Origin of the sequence: Mariluticola halotolerans (assembly GCF_021611515.1) — a bacterium.
Classification (GTDB): domain Bacteria; phylum Pseudomonadota; class Alphaproteobacteria; order Rhizobiales; family Devosiaceae; genus Mariluticola; species Mariluticola halotolerans.
Genome location: NZ_CP090960.1, coordinates 288,080 through 311,628, shown reverse-complemented (window position 1 = coordinate 311,628; position 23,549 = coordinate 288,080). Strand labels below are relative to the sequence as shown.

Below are 23,549 nucleotides of genomic sequence, written 5' to 3'. Positions count from 1 at the left end.
ACGATCTCTCATTAGTGAATCTCAACTTCGGGTAACGGGACGCCAGCTTCGAGGAAATCAAAATCGCAACCATCATTTGCCTGACTGACATGCCGGGCAAACATGGCACCATATCCTCTGGCCAGCTTGGGTGGTGGCGGCATAAATGCAGCCTCACGGCGGGCGAATTCCGCCGCATCGATCAGCACGTCGAGACGACGCGCATCAACATCGATAGAAATGAGATCGCCGGTGCGCACATGGGCCAACGGCCCTCCGATATAGGCTTCCGGCGCAACATGCAGAACACAGGCGCCATAAGATGTACCACTCATGCGCGCATCGGAAATTCGCAACATGTCGCGCACACCCTGCCGCACCAGCTTTTTAGGAATCGGCAACATGCCCCATTCAGGCATGCCCGGCGCGCCGTGCGGCCCTGCATTTTTCAGCACCAGAACGTGGTCCGGGGTGACATCCAGATTGTCGTCGTCGATTGCAGCCTTCATCTCGTCATAGCTTTCAAACACCAGCGCCGGACCAGTGTGTTTGAGAAAACGAGGATCTGCTGCAGATGGCTTCATGACAGCGCCGGATGGCGCCAGGTTGCCATAGAGCACTGCAGTGGCACCCTGGGCGTAAACAGGATTATCCAGCGACCGGATGACATCGGCGTTATGCGTATGGGCACCATCAATATGGCTGCCGAGCGTTTGCCCGGTAACCGTCAGGCAATCAAGCGACAAAAGCTCACGCAATTCGGCCATAAGCGCCAGCAGCCCGCCTGCGTAAAAGAAGTCTTCCATCAGATATTTGCCTGACGGACGGATATTGGCGATCACCGGCACCCGCGCCGAAATCTTATCGAATTGCGGCAAATCAAGCGACAATCCGGCGCGACGCGCCATGGCAAGAATATGGATAATTCCATTGGTCGAACCGCCAATGGCCTGATGCACCACGATGCCATTTTCCACGGACTGGTCGGACAAAATTTGGCTTGGTTTCAGATCATCCCAAACCATATCGACAATCCGGCGGCCGGTTTGCGTTGCCATGCGCGCGTGTCCGGAATCGGCGGCAAGAATGGAAGACGCGCCAGCAAGCGTGAATCCCATCGCCTCGATTACGGACATCATCGTCGCCGCGGTGCCCATCGTCATGCAGGTGCCAAACGACCGGGCAATTCCGCCTTCTATTTCCTTCCAGTCTTGCTCGGTGATGTTTCCGGCACGCTTCTCGTCCCAGTATTTCCAGGTGTCCGAGCCGGACCCAAGCACTTCTCCGCGCCAGTTACCACGCAACATCGGGCCTGCAGGCATGAATATCGTCGGCACGTCCGCCGAGATCGCCCCCATCAGCAATGCCGGAGAGGTTTTATCGCACCCCCCCATAAGCACCACACCGTCCACTGGATAGCTGCGAATACCCTCCTCCGCTTCCATCGCCAGAAAGTTGCGATAGAGCATGGTTGTGGGTTTCTGAAACGGTTCGGAAAGCGTCATGGCGGGAAGCTCGATCGGAAATCCACCTGCCTGGATCACACCACGCTTCACCTCTTCGACCCGCATTTTGAAATGCGCATGGCACGGATTGATATCTGACCATGTGTTGAGGATGCCAATGACAGGTTTGCCGCTGAAATCTTCGCGGTCATACCCCATTTGCAATAGCCGCGACCGGTGCCCGAACGACCTCAGATCGTTGACGCCGAGCCACTTGTGACTGCGTAATTCCTCGGGCTTTTTTGCCATTATGCCTCCCAATCGTGATTTGGATATACAAACTGCAAATTGGTATGTCAATCGACGATTTTTTGCTAATTTGTTTGACTTAATAAGCAGTGATCGGCATAAATCCGGCAATTCTGCAGACTGAGGAGTCAGAGATAATGCGCGCCATAACCCCAGAAGGCCTAAGGGAAAACGTCGTTTCAGTGCCACCAGTGGCATGGAAAGCTGACGGAGAGCTGGATTTTGACCAAAACAGAAAATTGGTCAGACATATAGAAGATGGCGGTGTCAGCCACCTTCTGTATGGCGGGAACGCCAACCTCTATCACTTCACCGGCAAACAACTCGCCAGCCTACTGGATTTCTTGCGTGAAACCGTTGCAGCGACATCCTGTGTAATTCCCTCCATCGGCCCTGATTTCGGAAAAATGATGGATGAAGTCGATATTCTCAAAGCCTCGGGCTTCAACTCCGCCATGCTGTTGCCAATGGCTTTTCCTGCCCAACCGGAAGGGGTCGCCATTGCCGTGCGGCGTGTTGCGGAACGCCTGGGCAACCCGGTGATTCTTTACGTCAAAAAAGATGGCTATCTGACTGCAGAGACGATTTCTTCGCTGGTTAACGACGGCGCCGTGAGCTTTGTCAAATACGCTGTCGAGCGGGAAAACCCGGCAGATGACAACTATCTCAAGGAGATTATCGCAGGTATCGGTGCCGATCTTGTGGGCAGCGGAATGGGCGAGACCCCAATCCATGTCCACTTCCCCCAATACAAGGTCGGCACATACACATCGGGCGGCGTCTGCATCGCCCCCCGCGCCGCCAGTGCCTTACACAAGGCATTCAAATCGGGAGACCAGGCCACAGCTGACGAACTTCTCCCGCCATTTATTGATTTCGAAAAGGTCCGTGCGCAATACAATGGCATTTCAGTGATTCATGACGCCATTGGATTGTCAGGTATTGCTAATATGGGTCCAATGCTGCCAATGCTGGCAAATGTTTCACAAAAGAACATTGCCGCTGTACAATCTGTCGTCGATGGATTGGTGACATTGGAAAGCCGCTTCACTTAGCCGAAGTGGTTCACGAAAGGACGCCATGAATAACGGGCTGCAGGAAAATTTAGATCAAAGCGCATCAAGCGGTTCATTGAGCAACCGGATTTATGAACGCATCTATGAAACGATTACCGTCGGCGAATGGCCAATCGGCACACGATTGCCGACGGAAGTCGAACTTGCAGCCTCCTTTGGCGTTTCCCGTCCCGTCGTGCGCGAGGCATTGTTGCGCCTCCGCATCGATGGGATTATCGAATCCCGCCAGGGCGTCGGTACCCGCGTAATCAGCATGCCCAGCAAATCCGTGCTTGAATTCGCAGATCCAGGCAGCATTGCCGACTTGCAGCAATGCTACGAGTTTCGCGTAGGTATCGAGGGCGAGGCGGCTTATCTCGCCACAATCAGAAATTCTCCCGCCCGCATTGCCGATATTGAGCGTGCCCACCGTGACATGATATCCGGCATGTCCAAGGGTGGCAGTCTAGGCGCCGACGAGGATATTGCCTTTCACCTGGCCGTCGCCCGTGCCACCGAGAATTCCTATTATATCGCGACGGTGCAGTCCTCGACACAGGCGATCGGCGTTGGCATTAAAATCGCCAGCACATTGTCGCGCTGGACCGACGAGCAACGCATCAAGAATGCGATCAGCGAGCATGCGCATATTCTTGAAACCATCAAGTCAGGCGATGGCGAACTCGCCCGCCGCACCATGCGCAAACACATCGAAGGCGCCCGCGCCCGTGTGTTTCTCGGGCAGTAAAAACTCGGCTCGCTAGCTCAACATCTTCCTGACAATCGGTGCAAGCGCCTCTCCAATGGCGCGCGTATTTTCCGCATCCAGATGCACCCCATCCACGGACGATGCCACGGCGACGTCCGATGCATCAAAAAACCCGCATTCAGCAACAGCAGCCACCTCGGCATATAGTTTCGCCAGCTCAGTGGATTCCGCAATGCTGCGACCGGATTGAGGTCCTGAGCCGTCCGATTTACGGGTGAACAATGGCGGAGAAACCAGCAAGACCTGCGGCGCTGCCGCGCCCCAATTATACGGATAGGTTCGCACAATCTCGGCAAGACGCGCCATACCGGCAGCGGCACCGATCGCACTGCCGCAGATATGCGGCTTCAAATCATTGGCACCGAGCATAATAATCACCAAATCCAGTGGATTATGACTACCCAGCAGGGTCGGCAACACACGTGCGCCGTTCCGATCCGCCGGAGCGGCGAAATCGTCGAATGAAGTCGTCCGTCCCCCCAGCCCTTCCGGGATCACATGATAACCATCCCCGAGCGTCGCCTGAAGAACATTTGGCCATCGGTCTTTAAAATCATGCCGGCATTCGCGCGCGGCATTAGTACCCCAGGTCAGACTATCCCCGAAAGCAAGTACGGTTTTCATAAGCAACGGCCCCATATCCCATAGACGCCCTATACTTAGCACCTCCGCAAGGCCAGGAGCCACGCCAGATCACATTTCAACCGGCAAGATTCACGCATTTTGTGAGGGAGTTCATAATCTCAGGCGCATCCCACGCTGACATCTCAACGCCGAAACGCCAGTGGCACCGTAAAGGTCCAGTTGGAACGCCCGGCCTCGGCCGGAATGGCTGGAAACGGCGCAGCCCTTTGCACCGTTTCCAGTGCTGCCGCATCCAGCCGCGTATCGCCGGACGAGCGCACCACCCGTATTGACGAAGCGCGCCCATTGGCCGCCACGACAAACTGCACATGCGCCTCGCCTGAAATCCTGCCGCCCTTCGGATAACGCAGGGCGCGGCGAAGTTTGGACACGATCTTTCCCGGATAATTCCCAACCGCTGCCGACGAGCGGGCAGCACTCGCCCTTGAGTTAGCACTATTATTGCCCCCATTCCCGCCCTGATTGGCGGCCCGCGGCTCGGTCTTTTGTTTTGCCGGCGGTTTCGTCTTCGCGACCGTTTTCTTCGGCTGGGTCTTACGGACAGGTTCAACCCGTTCTGGCCGCTCGGCAATCCGGGGCATGGGCACGGGCACATCACTCGCTTCCCCCTCGACCGCCGCCACGTCAACCATCGGCTCCAGAGAGGCAACTTGCATTGGCACAGCCGGCGCCACAGCCACACTTGCCGGACGAACAGGGTTTACAGCCGTTGCCAACACCGGCAAGCCGGGTTCAGGCTCTAAAATTTTCGCCGGACGGGTTTCTACCGTTTCACGAACCGGCATCGCCTCAGCGACAGAGCGCATTTCAACCGGCTCTTGCACAACGGGCCGAATGGTGTCCGGCGTCACCGGCTCCAGGCTTGTCATGGCGACAGGGACACCACCTGCCGAACGCGCCGTAAAAGTCGCGTCGCTCGCCAGAACCTCCGTTGAATTGGTTGAAAAGGAATGTGTCGCGATAATATCAACACTCACCACCTCCGCCATTGGCGGCGGGGCTGGTGGTGTCAGCGTTACAAACCCCATGGCAAGAGCTGCAACCCCGCCATGTACCAGCAGCGAACCGGGAATTGCCAACCGCATAGGTTCAGCGCTCCGTATCCTGGGCCGTAATCAATCCAATATGGGCATACCCGGCTCCCGAAAGCGCCCCCATAACCTTCATAACCACACCGTATTGCGCCGCCGTATCGCCCCGCACATAAATCCGCGCATCACTCTCAGGGGCAGCCAATTGAGCGACGGAAGCCAAAAGCATTTCGGCTGTCACCGGCTCCTTGCCGAGAAAAATATCGCCATCCACAGAAACGGAAATCATCACCGGGTCTTTTTGCGGCTGCATTGCCTGGGCCTGCGTTTCCGGCAAATCAATCGGAATCCCAACCGTGAGTAGCGGCGCGGCGACCATAAAGACAATCAGCAACACCAGCATAACATCAACGAGCGGCGTAACGTTGATTTCACTCATCACCGACGTGCCGCGTCCTCGCCTGCCACGCCGTCTGGCGCCACCTTGCGCCGTGCCCACATTCATCCCCATCAAACCACCTCACCGGCATCCAGCTTGCGCGAGACGAGCGCCATATACCGGTCGGCGAAACTCTCCATTTGCGCGGTCAAACGTGCCGCATCGCTGGAAAGCTTGTTATAGGCGATCACCGCAGGGATGGCGGCCAGCAGTCCGAGCGCTGTTGCAAACAGAGCTTCGGCAATGCCCGGCGCAACCACCGCCAGACTTGTATCCTCGGACGCTGCAATGGCGGTAAAGGCATTCATGATGCCCCACACCGTGCCGAAAAGGCCGATAAAGGGCGCCGCGCTCCCCACGGTCGCCAATACAGACAGGCGACGCTGCAACGCTGCGCTCTCTTCCGTCAGCGCCAGTTCGACCACCAGGGAAACCCGGCTGCGAATACCATCCGTCGCCCAGGCCTTCTCGTTCATGCTTTGCCGCCACTCGGCAATGCCGGCGGCAAATATCGGTGCCAGCCCATGTCTATGTGTCGCAAACTGTTCCTCCAACACACCAAACGAGGGGTTCGAGGCAAACGACTTTTCAAAGCGCCTGATTGCCCTTTGTGTCTGCGCAAAAACGGCCGCACGGTTGAAAATTACTGCCCAGCACCAGACCGAGGCAAAGGCGAGACCAATCATCACTGCCTTGACCACCCAATCGGCCTGCAGAAACAACGTCAGAACAGACAAGTCATAATGCGCGGCATCAGCCGCTTGCGCCAAAGGTTCCATCTGCTTCACTAAATCCCGAACGCAACGTCAAGTGTGGTGGTGGTTTCCAGCTGTTCCAGGCAGGCTTTCGGTGCAATCCCCTCGCCTTCACATGCCGACACATCGTTGATCAACACCCGCCCGACATCGGCGCAGTTCAGTGACGGCAATTCGAATTGCAATACCTTGGTCTTGCCGCCCGGCAATTGCTTGAAATCGAGCGTCACCAACTGATCAATAGCCCCCGAGCGATCAAATAACGCGATCTCGAAAGCCGCCCGTTCAAGTGTCGCTTCAAGCCCGTTAAATGCCACGAAACTCACGCGGCAACTATTCTCGGCCTGCTGCAAGGCATTGAGCTGAAGCGAGAGATTTGCCACCGGCGCAGCGTCTTGAGCGTTTGCAACACCGGCAAGCGAAAACGTGACCAAGGCCACTAAAATACGGATCATCCCGTCTCTCCCAAAAGATGTGATTGTGGCAGAACGAAAGGCATCTCCACGGGCGGCACAACACCCACGCGCAAGGCACAATCGAACGAATAGGCGATGGTTTGGTCCTCAAGCACCTCTGCCGGCGTGCCGGTCCTGCAACATTTGCCGTTCTTCAGAACGGTAATCGTGTCAGCAAACATCGCGGCAAGGTTGAGGTCATGCAAAATGGCGATCACCCCGCCACCCGCATCCGCAAAGTCACGCGCGAGGCGCAAAATCTGCAGCTGATGATTGATATCAAGGCTGGACACAGGTTCATCAAGCATCAGATAGCGTGGCACCCCATCCAGCACCGGCTCCCAAATCTGGCAGAGAACGCGCGCGAGTTGCACACGCTGCTGCTCACCCCCTGACAACTCGCCGTAAAACCGCCCGCCAAAGCCGCCCAGCCCAACAGATGACAATGCCCGTTCCGGCAATAATCGCATCTCTTTCAGGCTGACCCCGGGGCGCCCACCGGTCAGCCCCAGCGAAACAACTTCCCGTACCGTAAAAGGAAACGATAATTGCGTGGATTGGGGCAGCACCGCGCGCAACGTCGCGCCTACGCGCGATGGCATGGCACTGATTTCACGGCCGTGCAGTGTGGCATGCCCGCGATAAGCATGGTCGCCGCAAAGCGCCTTCAGCAATGTGGTTTTGCCGGACCCATTGGGCCCCACAATCACCGTCAGCTCACCTGCATTGGCAACAAAATCAATCTTTTCCAGAATTGAGCGTTGCCCGATCGAAACAGATAGATCTCTGGTTTCAAGCATCCGTCACCACCCAAGACTGCCGCGTTTGCGCAGCAAAATCCACAAGAAGAAGGGACCGCCGACGAACGCGGTGACGATTCCGATAGGCAGTTCAGCCGGCGCCACCACAACCCGGCTTACCGCATCCGCCAAAAGCAGAAACGCCGCCCCGAGCATGGCCGATGCGGGCAGCAAAAACCGATGGTCCGGCCCAATCACCAGACGCAGCAAGTGCGGCACCACAATCCCCACAAAGCCAATACCGCCGCTCACCGCAACAGCAGCTCCAGTGGCGGCTGCCACTGTCACAATAGCTACCCGCTTGAACGCCTGTAACGGCACGCCCATATGCGCCGCCGTCGCCTCACCCAGTGTCATGCCGTTAAGCCCACGCGCCAGGAATGGCGTCGCCGCCAGCGCGAGAATGATAATCGTGCCGGAGGCGGTAACTTTGGTCCAGTTCGCGCCCGACAATGAGCCGAGATTCCAGAAGGTCAGGTCACGCAATTGTTGATCATCCGCGACGAAAATCAGCACCCCGGTCACCGCCATTGCCAGCGCTGCCAGCGCAATACCGGCCAGCAGCATGGTGGCCACAGCTGTTTGCCCATGGCGCGTCGCCACCTGATAAAGAATAATCGTGGTCACCAGCCCACCGCCAAAAGCAGCGACCTGCAGGGCATAAATCCCGAATATGGCAGTGATAGGGGCCAGCACGGTCGTTCCCAGAACGATGATACTGACAGCCCCAAGTGCAGCGCCTGAAGAAATGCCAACAAGGCCCGGATCCGCAAGCGGATTGCGGAACAGTCCCTGCATCACCGCTCCGGACACAGCCAGCGCAGCCCCAACAAGAACACCGAGAACAAGACGCGGCAATCGAATGGCCATTACAACGACCTGATCACGCTGCAATTGCTCAACATTTGCAGAAGGGTCGCCAATAGCGGCTGCAACAAGATTGAAAAATGAGGTCCCCGAAGCCCCCGTTGCCAGACTGACAAATGCGGCACCAAGCAAGAGAACAGTCAGGCCCGCAAGGGTCAGCCAGGCGAGGCCCTGCCGGTCCCCCGCCGGGCGCGGTTGTTTCACCCCGACCGCATTCAAATATGTCATTAGCACCCTACTCCGCTTTACCGGCGTCAGGATAAAGTAGGCCGACCAGTTCACGCACCGCCGCCGCCGTGCGCGGGCCAAAACCCAACAGATAGGCCCCGTCCATACGGATGATCGATTTGTTCTCACCCGCCGGTGTCATTGCGATAGCGGCGTCTGACCAGAGAAATTCATCGACAACATTATGATCGCCCCGGTCCATCATCAGGATCACGTCAGGCTTCGCGGCAATAATGGCTTCGGGAGATAGTGTTTTATAGCCGCTAAACTCGGTAACAGCATTCACCGCGCCGCTCATGCCAATAACTCCATCTGCCGCCGTGTCCGTGCCGGAAACCAACAGACTGTCGCCCGTGGTCGACAGAACAAACAACACGCGCTTCCGCTCGGAAATACTCCCGGTCAACGCCTCGGCTTCAGTCAAGGCCGCATCGACTTCAGCAACCACCTGCGCCGCCTTTTCCGGCAGGTCAAGCACCGCCCCCACCGCGCGCACCTTGTTCAGAATCCCCGCATGAGAATGCTCTTCCGGCACCGTCACATAAGGCACGCCGGACTGGGCGAGAACCTCAAGAACTTCAGGTGGTCCACTGCCCTCAATCACCAGCAGCGCAGTCGGGTTGACCGACATAACCCCCTCAGGCGCAAGCGCGCGCATATAGCCGACATCCGGCAAATCGAACACGGCGGCCGGGTAGACGGCGGTGCTGTCTCGGGCCACCAGCTTGTCTTCCGCGCCAAGCGCATAAACGATTTCCGTTAGCGACCCGCCAATCGACACCAGACGGGATGCGTCTTCAAACGGGGTAAATTCGTCTGCCAATGTCCCATTCAGACCGACAGGCATCATCACCGCCAACAAGCCACCAAGGACAGCTGCTTTAAATTTCAACATCATGCGTTCCTAAGCTGCATTAACTTGATCATGGCTCTGCAGCCCTTCAACCAAAGAGCGCCATCCGGACAGTTCTTCGTGTCCTTCATGCCGCTTGCCGAAAAACTGGATAATCAGTTCCCCGTCTGCGCCATAAGCCTCAAGCGAGGTGACATGCCCGTCCTTTGTTGGCTTGCGCACCGCCCACAATTCGGTGATGTGGTCCTGCCGCAAATGCAGGTGGAAGGTCGGGTCCATCACATTCAACCAGGGCCCCATGGGCTTGACCTCAAAAACAGGGCCTGAATGAATCTGGATGCAGCCGTCATTGCCCACAAACACCATGATCGGCAGCGCGCTTGCGACAGCGCCCGCAAACATCTGCGAAACCCCGTCCAGATCGAGCCGCCATGCATAATCGCGGTCGATCAGGTTTACCGCCTGGTGTCGCGAAAGATTGAAACGTTTGAGAATACTCACGAATTGGTGGGTATCCGTCATCCGGCTCCATTCATCACGCAAAGCAACCGGCAGTTCGGCATCAGGCGCGATCAAGGGTTTGTTGGCAGGCCGCTCAACCACCGTCATCCCAGCTGACTGGTCCGCAGACGTAAAACGCGCAACAAAAGCATCGAGCGCTTCGATATCCGTCGCCGGGCGCATATGCACCTTGTGCACCGCATCGCCATACGCATCAAAAAACTGCAGCGAGCGACGGATATCACCCTCGCCAGTCGGCTTGCTTACGCTGAATGCATGCACCCATTTTTTCGGAAAAATCCGCAGGTCGATCTGCTCCCCCAATACAATCGAGGCATGCGCACCATATTTGACGTTCTCGTAAGGACCGATCTTTTCGTGCACAGCGCTCTCGTTACGCGTCAGCGCCATGACCTCTCCCAAACCGGGAAGCGCTTCAAGCATTGCCGCCATATCGATATCAAGCCGCGTAACATGCGCGCCCACATGGGCGGCAAGAAGCTCCGCCTCCGTAATGTCGTGAATGCGCGCAAAATCGCGCTCGCGCATTTCGGGCTTGGCTAGCCACAATCGGCGTATATCGGCGGGAAACTTTGGTTGATGCGTCATCATGGTGGAAATTCCTGCGAATTACTTGGTCAAAATAAGCTTGCCCTGCCGGGTAATCGTGAGCCGGTAATGGCTGCCCGCGTGGGCGATAAGGATTTCGTTACCGCCCGCGAACAACGCATCGCTGCTAACAACAGGCGGCAGGGAAATTTCAGATTTTCTGGCCGATAGGTTTGCGGCTGATTTAGGCGTCAACGGGTCGATCCGGCGCGCAATACTCATCTCAAAGCCCCCGACGATCGAAGGGAAAAAGACAAGCGCAAACATCAGCCATGGAAGCGCCAGCGGCATGCTCTGGCATCGTCCGCACAGCCGCATTCAGGCAGCGTGGCGGGGTGCGCATCAATCGCGCATGGTCAGCACGCAAGTGCTGTAAAAAGTCAGTCACAATTTCACCTCATCCTCAGGGTTCAAGGCCCGGAGCACATGAGGGCGAAGCTAGCCTAAAAAAAATTTGAGTCAATAAATTAAGCAAAAACAATGGGTTACAATTGCACCCAAAGATTAGAACCGATAAAAACTGACTGTAAAAAACCTAATTAACCCAGCGATTTAGCTGTTCCAGATTTGTAGAATATTTTTTCAAAATGCGCGGATTCGGACCTCTTCCGGACGCATTTTGACCGGATAGCCCACCGTTGACTCCAGCCGATGAACTGGACTAGAGGCAAACCATCGTGCATTCCGGATACGGGACTTCGAGGCACCAATGCCTTGCCCGTTCTGCCAGCAAGCCTATCGCCAGCCAGCACGCACACAACCTTTTCAGGAGATGAATTATGAGGCTGGCGGCCTTACGAATGGCGCTGCTTGGCAGCGCTGCAATGGCAGCGGCAATTTTGCCGCAAATAGCAAACGCGCAAAACGTGAACGCAACCAATATCACCCTTTTGGAACGTCTGGTCATCGGTGCGGGCACCGACAAGATCGCGATCAACACCCCCCAGGCGGTAACCGTTGTTACCCAGGATGAAATTGATAACACCCAGGCAACCACGACCGGCGAGATTTTCGCGTCGGTACCGGGCGTCACCATGGTTGGTTCGAACCGTGTGCTGGGCGAAGCCTTCAACATCCGCGGCATTGGCACCACAGAAAACTCTTCCGATGGCTCGCGGATCATTGTCAATGTCGATGGCATGCCCAAATTCTACGAACAGTACCGGATGGGCTCATTCTTCTCCGATCCGGAACTCTACAAGCAGGTCGAGGTGCTGCGCGGCTCCGCCTCGTCCACGCTCTATGGCGCAGGCGCAATTGGGGGTGTGATCAATTTCACCACCAAGGATCCGTCAGATTTCATCCAGCCCGGCAAAACCGGCGCGGTCAAACTCAAGCAGTCCGTCACCTCAAACGGCACAGGCACCCTCTCCTCCGGCATCATCGCCCACCGTGTAAACGAGAGCTTCGAAGTACTCGCAGCAGGCAATTGGCGGCGAAGCAACAATGTCACCTACGCCAATGGCAACGTCTCGGAAGGATCAGCCTTCAACTCCCTCTCCGGTCTGGTTAAAGGGGTCGTCCATTTTGGCGACAATGACGAGCAAACCGTCAAGGCCTCCTACCAGCAACTCACCAGCGGCGCGGACCAGATGGCCTATGCGCAAACCGGCATGGTGCCCGGCACACCATTTGGCTTTGCGGACCGGTATGTCACTGACAAGACTGCAATTCTGGAATGGTCAAACCCGGATAGCGACAATCCCTGGGTCGATTTCAACCTCTCGCTGAGCTATTCAGACACGCTTAACGAGCAACGCAATCACCGGGACGTCGTGGACGGCCCGTTGACAATCGGCACCCCCGGCGACCCGAGATTCGGAACCTTCGCCGACACAGACTACCGCTACCGCACCCTGCAGCTCAAAGCCGACAACACCGTCGAATGGAGCAGCGGAGATGTCGAGAATTACTTCACCTTCGGTCTGCAGGCCAGCTCGCAGGATCGCAGCGTATTCTTCCCCGCAGCCCCCAATGTCGCCTTCACAACCCACCCGAACGGCAACGAGAAAAAGCTGGGCCTTTTCGCGCAGGATGAATTGATCTGGAATGATCAACTGACCATCACCGGCGGCATGCGTGTCGATGGTCACTGGGTCACCTCGGAAACACCTGGCATCGCTGACAAGGATGGCTACGCATTATCGCCGAAACTAGCCGCACTTTACGAGTTCAACGACCACATCAACGTCTTCGGCTCGGTCGCCCATACGGAACGCCTGCCAACGATTGACGAGCTGTATTCGTCCTCAGCCGCATCGGCACCCAACCCGGGCAACCCTGCAGGTAGTGCAGGAAAGTCGCCAAGTCTTGATCTGCGAAAGGAAAAAGCCAATTCGATCGAAGCGGGCTTTGCCCTCTCCGGATACGACCTGGTCACCTCAGGCGATACAGCCGCGATCAAGACGACGGTATTTTACAACCATATCTCTGACATGATTGCGTCCAATGCCAATGTCGCATTTGGTGCGCCGCAGCCAAGCTATTACGGCAATATCAACCAGGCGGAATTGTATGGTCTGGAGATTGAAGCCGCTTATAATTCCGATTATCTGTTCGCAAATCTTGCCTACACCTTCACCATCGGCAACGACCTGTCGACCAATACACCGCTGACCACGGTGCCGCAAAACAAGGTCGTTGCCACCCTCGGCGGCCGACATCCGGAATGGAATCTGGAAGCGGGTGTCCAGGTCACCCTGGCCGATGTCGGTAGGTATATCTATCCTGAAAATGGTGCACGCGGCCCACAGGCCGATGGCACCGCCGAAGCCTGGCAGGAAGTGAACCTCTTTGCTTCCCTTAAGCCCGAGACAGGACCATTCACAGGCACCGAAGTGCGATTTGGCGTCGATAACCTGTTCAACGCCGACTATCGCGAAAACCTCTCGACCAATCGCTCAGGTGGCCGAACGTTCAAACTCTCGCTGGCCAAGCAGTTTGACTACTGATTGACAACAACATGCCGGGTTTCCTCGGAAGCCCGGCATATCGGCCAAAGAGCTACTATTTTTTGCCCGAAAATCCAGTGCGCGTCATATCACCCCAACTGGTGTCCGCACGGAAATACTGCCAATATCCCTGAACACGCCAAAGATTATTGATCTGGCGATAACCAAAATTCTCCAGAACAGCAACGCCCGTCAGCACAAGCAAATCTCTGGCCCTTGGGAAGCGTTTAAGCTCAGCCTCCTCGAGCACTAGTGAAGTGACGCTTATGAAAACACCGAAAACAAAGACCAACGACATATAGGCGAGCAGATACTCAATCGAGAGCACGCCGAGCACCCAAAACAACGGCATGAGGATATAGCCGAGAACCTCAGCGACCGGCCCAACGACATCAACAATAAACATCTGGCCGAAGCCCAGAAAACCAATACGACCATAGCGTGGATTGAAAGCCATTTTGCGATAGCGGAAAAACGCTTCAAGCGCACCTCTCTGCCAGCGCGACCTTTGCCTTCCCAGAACACCCCATGTCTCCGGTGCTTCGGTCCAACACACAGGCTCGGGCACAAACTCGATCCGGTATTTACGCCCGTTATCAATCATGTAGCGGTGCAGTTTAATGACAATATCAAGGTCTTCGCCCATGGACCCCTTGGTATACCCGCCCACAGCGATCGCTTCACGCCGGCGAAACATGCCAAACGCTCCGGAAACAAGCATCAGTGTGTTGATGCGGCTCCAGGCAAGACGCGCCATCAAAAATGCGCGCAAATACTCAATCACCTGAAAGAGCGGCAGCAATTTCCGCGGCAGACGCATCTGCGTCACCCGCCCCTGCTCGACCACTGAGTTATTGGCAATGCGAATGGTCCCACCAACCGCCACCGTATGCACCGGATCGTCGATAAAAGGCTGCACCGCGCGTATCAACGCATCCGGCTCAAGAATGGAATCGCCATCAATGATACAAAACAGCGGCGCCCGCGAGACATTCACCCCTGCATTCTGCGCGTCAGCCTTACCGCCATTGAGCTTGTCGACAACAATTAATCGATCGGAACTGGCCGAACCATAAATACCCCGGATCTGCTCATGGGATAGCGGCTGCTCAAAAGCACGTTGCAGCGGCTTCAGGTTAAACGCCTCAATCAACAAGGCCAGTGTGTCATCCGTTGAACCGTCATTGACCACAATGACTTCGTAATTCGGATATTCCAGCGCCTGAAGCGAACGCACGCTTTCAACCACATTGGCCCGTTCATTATAAGCGGGCACAATAAGCGCAATCGGCGGTGCCACATCGCTGTAACGGTGCCAAAGCATGGTTGAGCGCGCAACCGGCGGGCGCTGCGAAAGCGCAAACGCTGCCATGATCAACTGAAACAAATAGATGAGTGACTGCGCAATTCCTGTCGCAATAATAAACCCGGCCACAATGGACACTGTGGGCAAAACATAGACGTGCCAATCTGCAAAGGTCATCGTTCTATCCCCTCAGCCAAAACGAGAGATGCGGTGCGTTGCCGACGCGATGCTTCGCCCATAGCGGCGGTTTCAAGCGCCAAAAGGTTATCGCCCCCCATCATCAAAAGTGATTTGGCGGCCATATAGCGCACTGTCCATTCATCGTCCTCAAGCAGATCAATCAGCCCATCCCGTGCTTGAGGCACGCCGATTTTACGGGCAGCTTCCGCAGCCTCAAGCCGCACCTCCCAGGCCTCACTCCTCAGCGCGTTCACAACCGCTTCGGCGGACCGTGGATGACCAATCAACCCGATTGCCCGGATTGCAGCCGCGGCAACCTCAGGCTCGGTGGCGTGCGCCATCTCCTCAAACGCTTCAATAAACTGATACTGCCCCATCCGGCCCAATGCATCGATCGCCGAAGCACGCAGGAATGCCGGACGCTGCCCATCGACAGCAACAGCGATAATCTCGTCGCTACGCTCTGTCGATAGCGCGTGGAACAGGTCGATAAGTCGGCGGGACCGCTGTCCATTGGGACCGATTGCCTGCAAAACCTCAGGCAAGGGCGGCAGCCAGTTCAGGCGCGCCAATGAAATACTGGCAGCGATACGCACTTCCCGTGTCCCTTTGTGTAGCGCCTCGACGAGCCCCACCCGCGTCTCGGGAAACGAAAACGCCGTCAGAAATTCAGCGGCACTCAACCGTTGTGCTTCATTCCCGCTTTTCAGTCGTTGCCTGATGTGGTCCGGCAACCCGGCCGCCGCCAAGGCCCACACAATTTCAGTCCGGTCCTCCCCGCGCAACAGCTCCAAAAAGGCAAAACTTGCCTCGACCGCCACCGATGGCGGCACCTTGCCCAAGGCAACGATCAAGGCATCCTCGTCGTGATCTGCCGTGAAGCTGATGAGCTGTTGTCGAAGCTGCTTTTGGAGGCTCGCATACTTTGCCTGTTCGCGATCCGAAATAAACCGCCGCACGACCAGAACCAGCATGACCATGATGGAAATAAGCGAGAGACCCAGCGATATGAACCAAATTGAGATCAACATTTTAGAACCTCAAACTGGTGCCAACACCTGCACTGGTACGCTCAAAGCTGGCGCGCATTTCATGGGCAACATTCCCGCGCACGGTGAATTTTGGGGTCACGGCAACAGCAACACCGGCAAAGATCGTGCGCACATCCAGCGTCTGAGCACCGGAAATTTCCGGTGCGTCGGAATACCCAATGAAAGCCGATACATTTTCAAGGATCTGCGCATCCGCCCGTATTGCATACCCACTGGTATGGGTGCCGTTGTCACCGAACGAAAAAATCAACCGCGGTGTAAGCGTCAGGGACCCGTCGAAAAACCCTAATGCGACTGCCGGCTCCAAAAGTGCAATCCGACTATCTGAATATAGAGAGTAACCGGCGTCCAAAGACAGAACGGATGTGAACCCTTCGGTTTCCAGCACCTTCCATGCGCCCCCCGCATCCAGCGATAGCTGAGGCAGAAAATCCACATCAGGCACCACAGAAATACTCGCATATGCTGACCAGTCAGCACCAAGAGAGGTATTGGCGGAAAACGTGAACTGTTCGTCGCTAATGCCATTGCGCACAGCGCGTCGGGCCTGCCCTCCAAAAGTAATTTCATCGGAGAAATCATACGAAAGCGCGACAATTGTATCGCTCCACGCACCACGATTACCCGTCAGGCTGCTGACTTCAGTCCCGAAATCCAGCCGCCATCGGGCTCCCGAACCAGCGTTCCGACTATTTTCAATCTGGCTCAGAAGATCGTTGGCCTCGCGGTAGTCGGGTTGATGCGCAACCACCAGCCTGGCAAGCCGCTCCGCACCCTCAAGATCGCCCTGACGAAACCTTGCCTGCGCATATCCAAACCGGGCATCCTCATAGTCAGGGGCCAGCGTGAGCACCTTGACGAACACCGGCTCTGCCAAAGCGGGCTGCCCGGCCCCAAGATACGCAAACCCCAGCTGAACCAGAGCGTCGGCATTGTCCGGTTGCAGGCGCACAGCGCGCTCCAGATAGCCAATCGCCTCACCAAACCGCAGTTCAGCGCGGGCCGCCGTCCCCAACGCATATAACTCGGCTGCCGACTGGGCATAGGCTGGCACCGGTGCAATAACCAGTGTCAAAACGACCGCGCCATTCAGAAGCCACCGCATCAAACACCTGGATTTTCAGAAGGAAGATATTTTTCAATACGCGCCAACAACTCTTCCGGGATGAAAGGCTTGACCAGATAATCAGAGGCACCGCTCTCTAACGCCGAGACGATGTCTCTTTCACCCTTTCGCGCAGTCAACATGACAACCGGGATATGTGCAAGCGTGGTATCGGCCTTTAGCCGAACCAATAGCTCAAACCCATCTATCCCGGGCATCATCGCATCGAGAACCACCAGGTCAGGTAAACTGGAACGAACTTTCTCCAGCGCCTCTTCGCCATCCCTTGCGGTGATGACCTCATAACCTTTGGCGGCAAGCCTGAACTCAATCAGTTCGATCAACAACAAATCGTCGTCGCATATGAGGATTTTTGGCTTGGGGTGCATTGAATACTCCTGGATATTTTACAGACAGCACGCCCCCAAACGTGTGTTTTCCCGATACCTGTTCACCATAAGCTGCCGCTAGTTGGCAGCATCAAAAGAATCAGCATTTTGCCCATTATGCACCCCACAGGGTAAATACTTGGACAATATCCCGCCCCTCATTCTCAAGGTCTCAGTTTGAATCGATTGCGCATTGGGTGTCAAAACCGCCCCGTTTCCGTCCCAGATGGTTTCCATCTTTAAGGAGCGACCCCGCAAACAGTATGGCGCCATCAACCAGCAGCAGAGCTTGACAACCGGCAGCGATGCCCTAGATTCAAGGGATGAAACAGGCTGTGTTTATGCAAATTGCGCTCAAAGAGCATCCCGTAATAGGATTCTGACCCGAAGCTCGGCCGTTATCGTGCCTCCCGAGCTTCGGGTGCGCGATCTTTTGGGACAAACCTTGTCTCACAGACATTTCCTGGCACACCAAATCCAGTATCTCAGATTTTGAACGGAAAGCCCCTGGCTCTCCCATGGGTGTGACACATGCAAACACAGCAAAACACCGTCGCCGACCTTCCCGATATCGTGGTCGGTCAACGTGATTATGACGAACTCGTCGCCTTCGCCGAGGCACTGGGCGGCCCATTGGCCAACGCAGCCGAAGCCCTGCTTAACGAACTCGATCGCGCCACACTGGTCCCCCAGGATGAAGTGCCGGCTGACCGGGCGCGCATGAATTCAGTCGTCACTTTCGAAACCGTTGATGGCTTCACCCGCATTTTCCAGTTGGTCTATCCGGACAAGGCAGATGTCGACAAACAGCGTGTTTCAATCCTCACCCCCATCGGGCGGGCTTTGATCGGTCTCGGCGTTGGTCAATCCATCCCCTGGGCCGGACGCGATGGTCACACACATATCCTGACAGTAAAAACCGTCACGCAAGGCGCCTAAGCTATGTGCACGCGTCTGCCTAAAGGCCAAATCCGCATAACAGGAGTGCAACCGCTCGTCTTTGGATAGCGGCCAGGCTGGCGCGCGCCAGTCTGGTCCAATCGTCCACCCAATGCTTCCCTGATGAGGAACTATAGAGATGAGCACTGCCCCAGACATTTTCGTCACCCCTGAGGATTTACTGGTCCTTGAGGAAATTTTGGCCGATCCGCATTGCGCCAGCCTCACAATCCGTCAGGCCATTCGTGCCAAAATCGACACTGCCCGTGTGGTGCCAGCGGCGGACATGCCGGCCGAGACCATCACACTTGGCTCTCGCGTGCGTTTCCAGGTCGATCATTTACCACCCGTCGAGCGCATCCTGGTCCGGGGGGCCGGCGTCTACCCAACCGGTGCTGCACAATGTGTCACCACGCCTCGTGGCATCACCCTCCTGGGTCTGGCAAAGGGTGCGCAGGTCGAAATCACCGACGAAACAGGCATGGAGACCCTGCATGTTCTCGACGTCTCCTACCAGCCGGAAGCGGCCAGACGGATCGCCAACATCGTCGAATTCGACAAACGCTTCCCCCCACGCCCCGATTGGCACCGCCCCGCTGGCGCACCAGCACGTCCAGCTGGCGCCCCCTTCTGGGACGATGACGACCCCGGCCCCAGCGCTGCTTAAGCCCTATTCACGCAGATGACAGTGGCCGGTGATCCACCGGCCTCACCCGGAACGAGCAGGAGACAGAATTGAAAGTGGTTATAATCGGCGCAGGCATCATCGGCGTCACCTCAGCCTATTTCCTGGCCAAAGCCGGGTGCGAGGTCACCGTCCTTGAACGTCACCCCGGCCCCGCGCAGGAAACCAGCTTCGCCAATGCCGGCCAGATTTCGCCCGGCTATTCCGCACCCTGGGCCGCTCCCGGCATCCCGATGAAGGCCGTCAAATGGCTGTTGTCGCGCCATTCCCCGCTCGTGGTGCGGCCAAAACTCGACACCGCCCAATGGCTGTGGATGCTCAAAATGCTCGGTAATTGCACCGAAACCGCCTATCACCGCAACAAGGCGCGCATGGTCCGGGTCGCTGAATACAGCCGCGATGTTCTGGAAGAACTGCGCCAGCAAACAGGCATCGAATACAACCATCGCACGCAGGGCACGTTGCAGGTGTTCCGCTATGCCAAACAAATGGATGGCATGCATAAGGACATCGACGTCCTCAAGCAGTTCGGCGTGAATTATGAAGTGCTCGACCGCGATGGTTGCGTCGCAGTCGAACCGGGCTTGCAACGGGTCCGTGAAAAAATCACCGGCGGGCTCCGCCTGCCGCATGACGAAACCGGCGACTGCCGGATGTTCACAATAGCCCTCGCCCGGCTGGCGCGGGAAATGGGTGTCACCTTCAAATATGGCACCGAGGTGAAAACCGTTCTGCATGAAGCGGGCCGCGTCACCGGCATTGCAACACAGCATGGCGACATCACCGGCGATGCCTATATCCTGGCCGCCGGCAGCCTGTCGGTACGACTGGCCAAGACAGTCGGCATTCACCTGCCGATCTATCCGGTTAAGGGCTATTCCATCAACGTCCCCATCGACAATGAAGACGAAGCGCCACGATCCACCTTGATGGATGAAACCTACAAGGTCGCGATTACCCGGCTGGGTGACACTGTACGCATTGGGGGCACTGCAGAGCTCAACGGTTATGCATCGGGATTGCCCGATTCCCGCCGCGACACGCTGCTGCATTCCTTCAGGGGATTATTTCCGAATGTCGGCACACCGGACAATACCAGCCTCTGGGCAGGCTTCCGCCCGATGACGCCCGACGGCACACCAATCATTGGCGGCACCGCCTTGTCCAACCTGTTTCTCAACACCGGACACGGCACGCTGGGGTGGACCATGTCCTGCGGTTCAGCGCGCGTCATCACCGATATCATTATGAAAAAAACACCGGATATCGACGTCTCTGATCTCGTTTACCCACGCATCAAAGCAGCCTGACGTCCCCGGCAAAGCGGCCATCGGAACCAAAGCCCCGATGGCCGGATCAATTCTAGCCCACCTTGGCGAGCGCTTGCTCAACGTCGGCAATGATGTCGTCGATATGCTCGATGCCGACCGAAATACGCACCAAATCTTCTGATACGCCAGCTTTTTCAAGCTCTTCCGGCGACAGCTGACGATGCGTCGTGGACGCAGGATGGCACGCCAGCGATTTCGCATCACCGATATTGACGAGCCTGAGGATCATCTCCAGCGCATCGATAAACTGGGCACCCGATTTCGCGCCGCCCTTCACACCAAAGCTGATAATACCGGAGGCCTTGCCCTTGGTAATCCGCTTTGCAACCGCATTATGCGGGCTGTCCGGCAGGGCTGCATAATTGACCCAGGTCACTTTCGGATGCTTTTGCAGATAGGCTGCCAGCGCTTCGGCATTCTCGCAATGCCGCTCCATGCGCAGGCCCAGTGTCTCAAGACCCATCAGGAACAAAAACGCACTATGTGGCGACAGGGCAGCGCCGGTATTGCGCAGCGGCACAACACGGCACCGGCCGATATAGGCCGCAGGCCCAAGCGCCTCGGTATAAACAACGCCGTGATAGGAGGGATCAGGCTCATTGAGCACCTTGAAGCGCTCCTTGTTCTTCACCCAGTCAAACTTGCCGGAATCAACAATGATGCCGCCAATCGAATTGCCATGGCCGCCAATATATTTGGTCAGCGCATGCACAACGATATCCGCGCCCAGTTCAATCGGCTTGCAAAGGAAAGGCGTTGCCACCGTATTGTCGACGATCAGCGGCACACCGTGCTTATGCGCAATTTCCGCCAGCTTTTCGATATCAACCACATTGCCTGCGGGATTGCCGATGGATTCGCAGAATACCGCCTTGGTGTTCTCATCAATCAGCTTGTCGATGGCGTCAAAATCATGCGACTGCGCCAGACGCACTTCAATGCCCTGACGGGGGAACGAGTGCATGAACAGGTTATAGGTGCCACCATAAAGCTGGCTGATCGAAACCACATTGTCACCAACACCGGCGATCGCCTGAATGGCATAAGTGATTGCCGACATGCCTGAAGCCACACATAACCCGGCAATGCCGCCCTCCATTTCCGCCACGCGCTGTTCCAGAACGGCGGTCGTGGGGTTCATGATGCGCGTGTAGATATTGCCCGCAACCTTGAGGTCAAACAGGTCAGCGCCATGCTGGGTATCGTCAAACGTGTAGGATGTCGTTTGATAGATCGGCACCGCGGCGGATTTGGTGGTCTCCTCAGACGTGTAGCCATGATGGAGTGCAATGGATTCAAGTTTCACGAAGCTTCCTCTCTTTATCGCTGGTCTTCGACCAATCGTTAGGTTGACCACTTAATAGCATCAGATCCGGCGCGGCGCACGTTCAACAACAGAAGTCCCATCCAAAATCCCCGCATTGACAGGAACCAAATACTCAAATTCACCGCGCAGGCAGCGCAGATTTTTCTGGCTGCACCCCGCTGATTTCCACGCGCAATTTGACCACAATCAAACGCGTGTTATCCTTCAATAATATCAACGATATTGGTGACCGCACAATGGATATCGGCCTTGCGAAGACCTTTCTGGAAGTCGCTGCAACCGGCAGTTTTATTGCCGCCGCCGGTCGGCTCAACATCACGCAAACGGCCGTCAGCGCCCGTATCCGCACACTGGAGGATCAGCTCGGCCGGCAATTGTTCATCCGCAACAAATCGGGCGCCAAGCTGACCGCCGCTGGCGAACGCTTCATTCGCCACGCCACGACTTTGGTCCAGGTCTGGGAGCGCGCACGCCAGCAAGTCGACCTGCCGCCAGGACGTACAGAGATTGCCAGTGTCGGCGCTGAAATCAGCCTGTGGAATCCGCTTCTCGTCGATTGGCTGGTCTGGATGAAACACGAAGCGCCCCAGATCGCGTTGCATGCCGATGTCGACATCCAGTCCCGGCTGATTGAGCGTCTCGACAATGGCGCCCTCGACCTCGCACTGCTCTACAACCCACCCCCGCAAAGCGGTCAAACAGTGGTCGAGCTCCTGATGGATGAAAAGCTCGTCATGGTCACCACCGCACCCGAGGGCGATCCCGTCGCCCCCGAGGATTATGTTGATGTCGACTGGGGCCCCGCCTTTGTCGCCAACCGGCAGGCGGCTTTCCCCGGCATTGTAAATCCGGGTGTACTCATGTCTCACGGCCCCCTTGCACTGCTCTATCTGATCCGCGTCGGCGGCATGGGATATTTTCGGCTCAGCGCAGTCCAACCCTATTTGCACGACGGTCGCTTGCGCCGCGTATCGGGCGCACCGGAATTCTCCTATTCTGTACACATGGTCTATTCTAAACGCGCCGAACCGGCATTGATGCAAAGCATGCGCACGGGCTTCAAGGCCATCTCCGCCCGTCAGCTTCAAGAGGCGGCCGTTTAATCACATCCTTGAAACGATAACAGGTGCCGGACGTGGCGCGTCATCCGCCGGGTCATAAAACATCGCTGCATGGAAGCTCGCTGCCACCCGTTCCGCACGCTCCATAAAGGCCTTTGCAAAGTCCGGGCCGCCAATGGAAACCGCCGTTTCATTGAACAGCTTCAGCCAAATCTTGAAATCGTCCGGCCTGACTGTTTTCAACGCCAGATGCTTTTGCATCGGCCGGCCGGAATACCGGCCTGTTCGCAACATCAGCGATGACCAGAAATCGATCATGGTCAGCAAATGCGGTTCCCAGTCATCGCCCAAAGCCTGCGCAAAAATCGGTCCTAACCGCGCATCTTCCCTAACCCGCGCATAGAATTCACGGACCAATTGCGCAATCTGCGCTTCACTCGGAGGCAGGTTTGAAACGGTTTCGGCTTCCCGATCATTTGTCAT

General features: G+C 56.5%; 24 protein-coding genes. 7 read left to right on the top strand and 17 right to left on the bottom strand.

Annotated features, from left to right (window positions below; translation table 11 throughout):
* Nucleotides 1–11 precede the first annotated feature (11 nt).
* Nucleotides 12–1,733, bottom strand: a complete 1,722-nt coding sequence (araD, locus tag L1P08_RS01555) for an L-arabinonate dehydratase (RefSeq protein ID WP_303618260.1) — start codon at nt 1,731–1,733, stop codon at nt 12–14.
* Nucleotides 1,734–1,870: 137 nt separating this feature from the next.
* Here araD and L1P08_RS01550 point away from each other — a divergent pair, with 137 nt between their 5' ends.
* Nucleotides 1,871–2,788, top strand: coding sequence for a dihydrodipicolinate synthase family protein (locus L1P08_RS01550; RefSeq protein ID WP_303618259.1), 918 nt, complete (start codon nt 1,871–1,873; stop codon nt 2,786–2,788).
* 76 nt (nt 2,789–2,864) lie between these two features.
* Nucleotides 2,865–3,536, top strand: coding sequence for a FadR/GntR family transcriptional regulator (locus L1P08_RS01545; protein ID WP_303618258.1), 672 nt, complete (start codon nt 2,865–2,867; stop codon nt 3,534–3,536).
* 12 nt (nt 3,537–3,548) lie between these two features.
* Here L1P08_RS01545 and L1P08_RS01540 read toward each other — a convergent pair whose 3' ends face one another.
* The 10 genes from L1P08_RS01540 to hemP all read right to left on the bottom strand — a co-directional run bounded on the left by L1P08_RS01540 (nt 3,549) and on the right by hemP (nt 11,031).
* Nucleotides 3,549–4,181 carry an SGNH/GDSL hydrolase family protein gene (locus L1P08_RS01540; RefSeq protein ID WP_303618257.1) on the bottom strand — a complete coding sequence of 211 codons (633 nt, stop codon included), beginning with the start codon at nt 4,179–4,181 and terminating at the stop codon, nt 3,549–3,551.
* Nucleotides 4,182–4,324: 143 nt separating this feature from the next.
* Nucleotides 4,325–5,287 carry an energy transducer TonB gene (locus L1P08_RS01535; RefSeq protein ID WP_303618256.1) on the bottom strand — a complete coding sequence of 321 codons (963 nt, stop codon included), beginning with the start codon at nt 5,285–5,287 and terminating at the stop codon, nt 4,325–4,327.
* Nucleotides 5,288–5,291: 4 nt separating this feature from the next.
* Nucleotides 5,292–5,744, bottom strand: a complete 453-nt coding sequence (locus L1P08_RS01530) for an ExbD/TolR family protein (RefSeq protein WP_303618255.1) — start codon at nt 5,742–5,744, stop codon at nt 5,292–5,294.
* Nucleotides 5,744–6,451, bottom strand: coding sequence for a protein TolQ (gene tolQ / locus L1P08_RS01525; protein ID WP_303619467.1), 708 nt, complete (start codon nt 6,449–6,451; stop codon nt 5,744–5,746). The genes L1P08_RS01530 and tolQ overlap by 1 nt, the downstream gene beginning before the upstream one ends.
* Nucleotides 6,452–6,459: 8 nt before the next feature.
* On the bottom strand, nt 6,460–6,882 hold the full coding sequence (locus L1P08_RS01520) for a hypothetical protein (protein WP_303618254.1): 423 nt from the start codon (nt 6,880–6,882) through the stop codon (nt 6,460–6,462).
* Nucleotides 6,879–7,682: a heme ABC transporter ATP-binding protein gene (locus L1P08_RS01515; RefSeq protein ID WP_303618253.1), complete on the bottom strand. Its 804-nt coding sequence runs from the start codon at nt 7,680–7,682 to the stop codon at nt 6,879–6,881. The genes L1P08_RS01520 and L1P08_RS01515 overlap by 4 nt, the downstream gene beginning before the upstream one ends.
* A 3-nt stretch (nt 7,683–7,685) precedes the next feature.
* On the bottom strand, nt 7,686–8,777 hold the full coding sequence (locus L1P08_RS01510; protein WP_303618252.1) for a FecCD family ABC transporter permease: 1,092 nt from the start codon (nt 8,775–8,777) through the stop codon (nt 7,686–7,688).
* A gap of 7 nt (nt 8,778–8,784) precedes the next feature.
* A complete protein-coding gene (locus L1P08_RS01505; protein WP_303618251.1) occupies nt 8,785–9,672 on the bottom strand; it encodes a heme/hemin ABC transporter substrate-binding protein in 888 nt (295 codons plus the stop codon).
* 9 nt (nt 9,673–9,681) lie between these two features.
* Nucleotides 9,682–10,743, bottom strand: a complete 1,062-nt coding sequence (locus tag L1P08_RS01500; RefSeq protein WP_438268426.1) for a hemin-degrading factor — start codon at nt 10,741–10,743, stop codon at nt 9,682–9,684.
* Between the two features lie 18 nt (nt 10,744–10,761).
* A complete protein-coding gene (gene hemP, locus L1P08_RS01495) occupies nt 10,762–11,031 on the bottom strand; it encodes a hemin uptake protein HemP (protein WP_368077117.1) in 270 nt (89 codons plus the stop codon).
* 488 nt (nt 11,032–11,519) lie between these two features.
* Here hemP and L1P08_RS01490 point away from each other — a divergent pair, with 488 nt between their 5' ends.
* Complete coding sequence (locus tag L1P08_RS01490) at nt 11,520–13,691, top strand: TonB-dependent receptor domain-containing protein (protein ID WP_303618250.1); 2,172 nt, start codon at nt 11,520–11,522, stop codon at nt 13,689–13,691.
* Between the two features lie 55 nt (nt 13,692–13,746).
* On the opposite strand, the gene L1P08_RS01485 is transcribed toward L1P08_RS01490, so the two are convergent.
* From L1P08_RS01485 to L1P08_RS01470, 4 genes are read right to left on the bottom strand one after another with little or no spacing between them, the layout of a single operon-like run.
* Nucleotides 13,747–15,174, bottom strand: a complete 1,428-nt coding sequence (locus tag L1P08_RS01485; protein WP_303618249.1) for a glycosyltransferase family 2 protein — start codon at nt 15,172–15,174, stop codon at nt 13,747–13,749.
* Complete coding sequence (locus L1P08_RS01480; protein ID WP_303618248.1) at nt 15,171–16,208, bottom strand: HEAT repeat domain-containing protein; 1,038 nt, start codon at nt 16,206–16,208, stop codon at nt 15,171–15,173. The genes L1P08_RS01485 and L1P08_RS01480 overlap by 4 nt, the downstream gene beginning before the upstream one ends.
* Nucleotide 16,209: 1 nt before the next feature.
* On the bottom strand, nt 16,210–17,334 hold the full coding sequence (locus L1P08_RS01475) for a YaiO family outer membrane beta-barrel protein (RefSeq protein WP_303618247.1): 1,125 nt from the start codon (nt 17,332–17,334) through the stop codon (nt 16,210–16,212).
* Nucleotides 17,334–17,723, bottom strand: coding sequence for a response regulator transcription factor (locus L1P08_RS01470; RefSeq protein ID WP_303618246.1), 390 nt, complete (start codon nt 17,721–17,723; stop codon nt 17,334–17,336). The genes L1P08_RS01475 and L1P08_RS01470 overlap by 1 nt, the downstream gene beginning before the upstream one ends.
* Before the next feature lie 531 nt (nt 17,724–18,254).
* Between L1P08_RS01470 and rnk the strand changes: the two genes are divergently transcribed.
* The 3 genes from rnk to L1P08_RS01455 all read left to right on the top strand — a co-directional run bounded on the left by rnk (nt 18,255) and on the right by L1P08_RS01455 (nt 20,657).
* A complete protein-coding gene (gene rnk / locus L1P08_RS01465; protein WP_303618245.1) occupies nt 18,255–18,662 on the top strand; it encodes a nucleoside diphosphate kinase regulator in 408 nt (135 codons plus the stop codon).
* A 139-nt stretch (nt 18,663–18,801) separates the two neighbouring features.
* Nucleotides 18,802–19,329 carry a GreA/GreB family elongation factor gene (locus L1P08_RS01460; RefSeq protein ID WP_303618244.1) on the top strand — a complete coding sequence of 176 codons (528 nt, stop codon included), beginning with the start codon at nt 18,802–18,804 and terminating at the stop codon, nt 19,327–19,329.
* Between the two features lie 68 nt (nt 19,330–19,397).
* Entirely contained in the window at nt 19,398–20,657 is a 1,260-nt protein-coding gene (locus tag L1P08_RS01455; protein ID WP_303618243.1) for a D-amino acid dehydrogenase, read from the top strand.
* 52 nt (nt 20,658–20,709) lie between these two features.
* Here the strand turns inward: L1P08_RS01455 and L1P08_RS01450 are convergent, their stop codons facing one another.
* Entirely contained in the window at nt 20,710–21,984 is a 1,275-nt protein-coding gene (locus tag L1P08_RS01450) for an O-acetylhomoserine aminocarboxypropyltransferase/cysteine synthase family protein (RefSeq protein ID WP_303618242.1), read from the bottom strand.
* Between the two features lie 257 nt (nt 21,985–22,241).
* On the opposite strand from L1P08_RS01450, the gene L1P08_RS01445 reads away from it, so the two are divergent.
* Nucleotides 22,242–23,108, top strand: a complete 867-nt coding sequence (locus L1P08_RS01445) for a LysR family transcriptional regulator (protein ID WP_303618241.1) — start codon at nt 22,242–22,244, stop codon at nt 23,106–23,108.
* Here the strand turns inward: L1P08_RS01445 and L1P08_RS01440 are convergent, their stop codons facing one another.
* Nucleotides 23,109–23,549 (bottom strand): group III truncated hemoglobin, encoded by a 441-nt coding sequence (locus L1P08_RS01440; RefSeq protein ID WP_303618240.1) that lies wholly within the window; start codon nt 23,547–23,549, stop codon nt 23,109–23,111.